Origin of the sequence: Neisseria sp. HMSC074B07 (assembly GCF_001810355.1) — a bacterium.
GTDB lineage: Bacteria > Pseudomonadota > Gammaproteobacteria > Burkholderiales > Neisseriaceae > Neisseria.
Genome location: NZ_KV800985.1, coordinates 73,863 through 77,633 on the forward strand (window position 1 = coordinate 73,863; position 3,771 = coordinate 77,633).

At 49.3% G+C, this 3,771-nt stretch carries 4 protein-coding genes; all 4 read right to left on the minus strand.

Annotation, left to right across the window (positions count from 1 at the left end):
* Positions 1-142: 142 nt before the first annotated feature.
* The gene (gene guaA, locus HMPREF2726_RS12430) at positions 143-1,708 is read right to left on the minus strand and encodes a glutamine-hydrolyzing GMP synthase (protein WP_003740869.1); all 1,566 of its coding nucleotides are present in this window, start codon (positions 1,706-1,708) and stop codon (positions 143-145) included.
* A gap of 125 nt (positions 1,709-1,833) precedes the next feature.
* Positions 1,834-2,172 (minus strand): hypothetical protein, encoded by a 339-nt coding sequence (locus HMPREF2726_RS12435; protein ID WP_003760104.1) that lies wholly within the window; start codon positions 2,170-2,172, stop codon positions 1,834-1,836.
* Positions 2,173-2,350: 178 nt separating this feature from the next.
* Positions 2,351-2,800, minus strand: a complete 450-nt coding sequence (gene smpB, locus HMPREF2726_RS12440) for an SsrA-binding protein SmpB (RefSeq protein ID WP_269208434.1) — start codon at positions 2,798-2,800, stop codon at positions 2,351-2,353.
* Positions 2,801-2,959: 159 nt separating this feature from the next.
* Positions 2,960-3,604, minus strand: a complete 645-nt coding sequence (locus tag HMPREF2726_RS12445) for an LURP-one-related family protein (protein WP_070603501.1) — start codon at positions 3,602-3,604, stop codon at positions 2,960-2,962.
* Between the last annotated feature and the right edge of the window lie 167 nt (positions 3,605-3,771).

Here is a 3,771-nt window from a genome sequence, read left to right on the forward strand (position 1 = left end):
ACGCCGTAATGGTTTAAAGTTAATCCACTATATTGTCTAAATGCACTTCAGCCATCTCCTTATTCCATTATTCTTTTATAAAAACCAAAAGGTCGTCTGAAACCATTTCAGACGACCTTTTTATGCGTTTATCTCTTTACTTTTATTCCCACTCGATCGTGGCAGGCGGTTTGCCGCTTACATCGTAAACCACGCGGTTGATGCCTTTGACTTCGTTGATGATGCGGTTGGATACGCGGCCGAGCAGTGAGTACGGCAGTTCTGCCCAGTGTGCGGTCATGAAGTCGCTGGTGATGACTGCGCGCAGCGCGACGACGTAATCATAAGTGCGTCCGTCGCCCATTACGCCGACGGATTTTACGGGCAGGAACACGGCGAAGGCTTGGCTGGTCAGGTCGTACCAAGATGTGCCGTTTTCGTCGGTAGTGTTTCGCAATTCTTGGATGAAAATATCGTCCGCTTGACGCAGCAAGTCGGCGTATTCTTTTTTCACTTCGCCCAAGATGCGCACGCCCAAACCGGGACCGGGGAACGGATGGCGGTACACCATTTCACGCGGTAAGCCTAAAGCGACGCCCAGTTCGCGCACTTCGTCTTTGAACAAGTCGCGCAACGGCTCAAGCAGCTTGAGCTTCATGTTTTCAGGCAGTCCGCCGACGTTGTGGTGCGATTTAATGGCGTGGGCTTTTTTGGTTTTTGCACCTGCAGATTCGATTACGTCAGGGTAAATCGTACCTTGCGCCAGCCATTTGGCGTTGGTAAGCTTTTTCTCTTCAGCATCAAATACTTCGATAAATTCCGCGCCAATGATTTTGCGTTTTTTCTCGGGATCGGTAACGCCGGCGAGTTTCGCCATGAATTGCTCTTCGGCATCGACGTGAATCACTTTCACACCTAAGTTGCGGGCGAACATATCCATCACCATTTTGCCTTCGTTCAGGCGCAAGAGGCCGTGGTCGACGAATACGCAAGTCAGTTGGTCGCCGATGGCGCGGTGAATCAGCGCGGCGGCTACGGAGCTGTCCACGCCGCCCGACAGACCCAAAATCACTTCGTCGCTGCCGACCTGTTCGCGGATTTTGGCAACGGCTTCTTCGATGTAGTTCGGCATCGTCCAGCTGGGTTGCGCACCGCAGATGTCCAAGACAAAGCGGTTCAACAGGGCGCGACCTTGTTTGGTGTGGGTAACTTCCGGGTGGAATTGGATGCCATAGAATTGTTTTTCAACGTTTTCCATCATGGCAATCGGGCATGACGGGGTATCGCCGATGACGGCAAAGCCGTTGGGCAGTTTGGATACTTTATCGCCGTGGCTCATCCATACGTCCAGCGTATTCGGCGCGTCGTCGTAAATATCGCGGGTCAGTTCGCTGTCTATGGTTTTGACTTGCGCGTAACCGAATTCGCGCTGGTTGCCGGGCTGAACTTCGCCGCCCAAGTGGTGCGCCATAAACTGCATTCCGTAGCAGATGCCCAAAACCGGAATGCCCAAATCGAAGATGCCGGTATCGGCTTGATAGTCAGATTCGTAAACGGAATTAGGGCCGCCGGAAAGGATGATGCCTTTCGGATTGAAGGCCTTGATTTCGTCCAAAGGCATGTCGAAGGAATGCAGCTCGCAGTAGACATGGGCTTCGCGCACGCGGCGGGCGATAAGCTGGGTAACTTGCGAACCGAAGTCGAGGATGAGGATTTTGTCTTGGGTCATGGCGGGAACTTTGCAGAGTGATAGGGAACGGTCTGACTGTCTCAAAACGGGATTCCGATAACAAAACAGGTCGTCTGAAAACGGCGGATTATACCATTTTCAGACGACCTTTGCAGGGAGGGGGCTTAGTTATCCTGCTGTTTATGCTGCTTATAAGGCACCATATCGCTGCGCGAAAGCAGCAGCAGGCAGCCCAGTACCATCATTCCCAAAGCAACCAGCGGCGAATATCCGAGCCAGTATTGATTGTGCAGATATACCGCCGCGCCGATATACACCAGCAGCGGGCCGGAAACGATAGACTGCTTGTTGACACCGTCCATCACCAAAACCGCAATCCCCGCCAGCACCATACCGGCGGACACAATGGTCGAAGTTGCGGGCAGGATGTCCGTCGTTTTCAAAAACCAAACAGCACCGAAGATAATCAAAAACAGCGGCAGGAAAAGCGAAGAGCGGGACATGGCGTTACTCCGTAAAATTTCAGACGACCCTGATTATTGGGTCGCAGGGGTCGTCTGAAAAGCCTGAAGAAAGCAATCTTGGGTATGTTTTTGCAAACATAGGGTTTGATGTGTAAACGGCGGGCACAAGTTTGCGGCAGCATCGGCGCCCAGCGTTCCATTCATGCTGCTATCAGTCTCAGCGCACATTTTTCATCAAACGTTGTTTTTCGCGTTTCCAGTCGGCTTCTTTCAGGCTTTGGCGTTTGTCGTGTTGTTTTTTACCCTTCGCCAAACCGATTTCCATTTTGATTTTGCCGCGTGTGAAGTGCAGGTTCAACGGGACGATGGTGTAACCCGCACGCTCGGTTTTACCGATGAGCTTGTTGATTTCGGATTGCTTGAGCAAAAGCTTGCGCGGACGGACGGGGTCGGGTTTGACATGCGTCGAGGCAGTCGGCAGCGCGGTAATATGGCAGCCGACCAGATAAAAAGCGTCTTTTTTCCAGTAGATATAGCTTTCTTTCAGCTGCACCCGCCCGGCGCGGATGGCTTTGACTTCCCAACCTTCCAATACCAGGCCGGCTTCGAGCTGATCTTCGATAAAGAAGTCGTGAAAGGCTTTTTTATTATTGGCAATACTCATTATTTTGATTCTTCTATACTTTTCAGACGAGCTATTTTATCAGCGCGTCCTAGAAATGAAAATGTTTGAATGTGAATGGATGCGATAAACCTTGAGCAGCCCTGTCCTCAAAATCAAATACCCGACATTTCATCCGCAAGCCTGCCTGAATACCATTTGGCTTTATCCTTTATTTCTTTCCATCAACAAAAACAACATCACCGAATTCAATATCAAGATATCGTCGTTCAAACTCGCTTGGGCTTCTTTGTGCAGGCTGAATTTCCCTTCCCATAACGCCCTCAATTTCTTCAAACGGTACACCAAAGTCCCGTCAGGTCGGGTAATCAAATAAGTCGGGTTGAAAAAAAGACCCGTCAGCGAACCCAGATAAGGAATCTGCCCTGCCATTTTGTCCAATACTGCCACCCAAGGATTTTTTTCACGGATATGGAAAAGCAGCCGATCTTCCGCATCCGTTACCTGATAGCTGGTGCGCCAAAGCGACCCGACGCCATCATGCACCACTTTCCCCAAAACCTTACCTGAAGCATCTTGGATGATATAGGTCGCACCAAAATCAATAATCTGTTCCGAATGAATGGTGAATACGGGCGCATCCTGATTGCGGTTAGGGAAAACATTAATCCACTCTTTGAGTTTAAACATTTTCTGCCGCGTATAAGCGATTTCGTTCCCCGCTTCGTCTTTGACAAAAAAATCATTGGCAATGGATAAAAGTTTGAAATTGAAATAAAGCGGAAAGCGCAGACTTTTGTTTTCATGAGAAGCGCTCATGCTTTCATACATTTTTATATAATCAATCATCAGATTTTTCCTTGCCGTTTTATAGTGGATTAACTTTAAACCAGTACGGCGTGTTACCTCGCCTTGTCCTGATTTAAAGTTAATCCACTATAGTATAGAAGATGAATTGAAAGGTCGTCTGAAAGCCGTTATGTGGTTTGAACTGCACCCCAAAAGTTGGACATCCC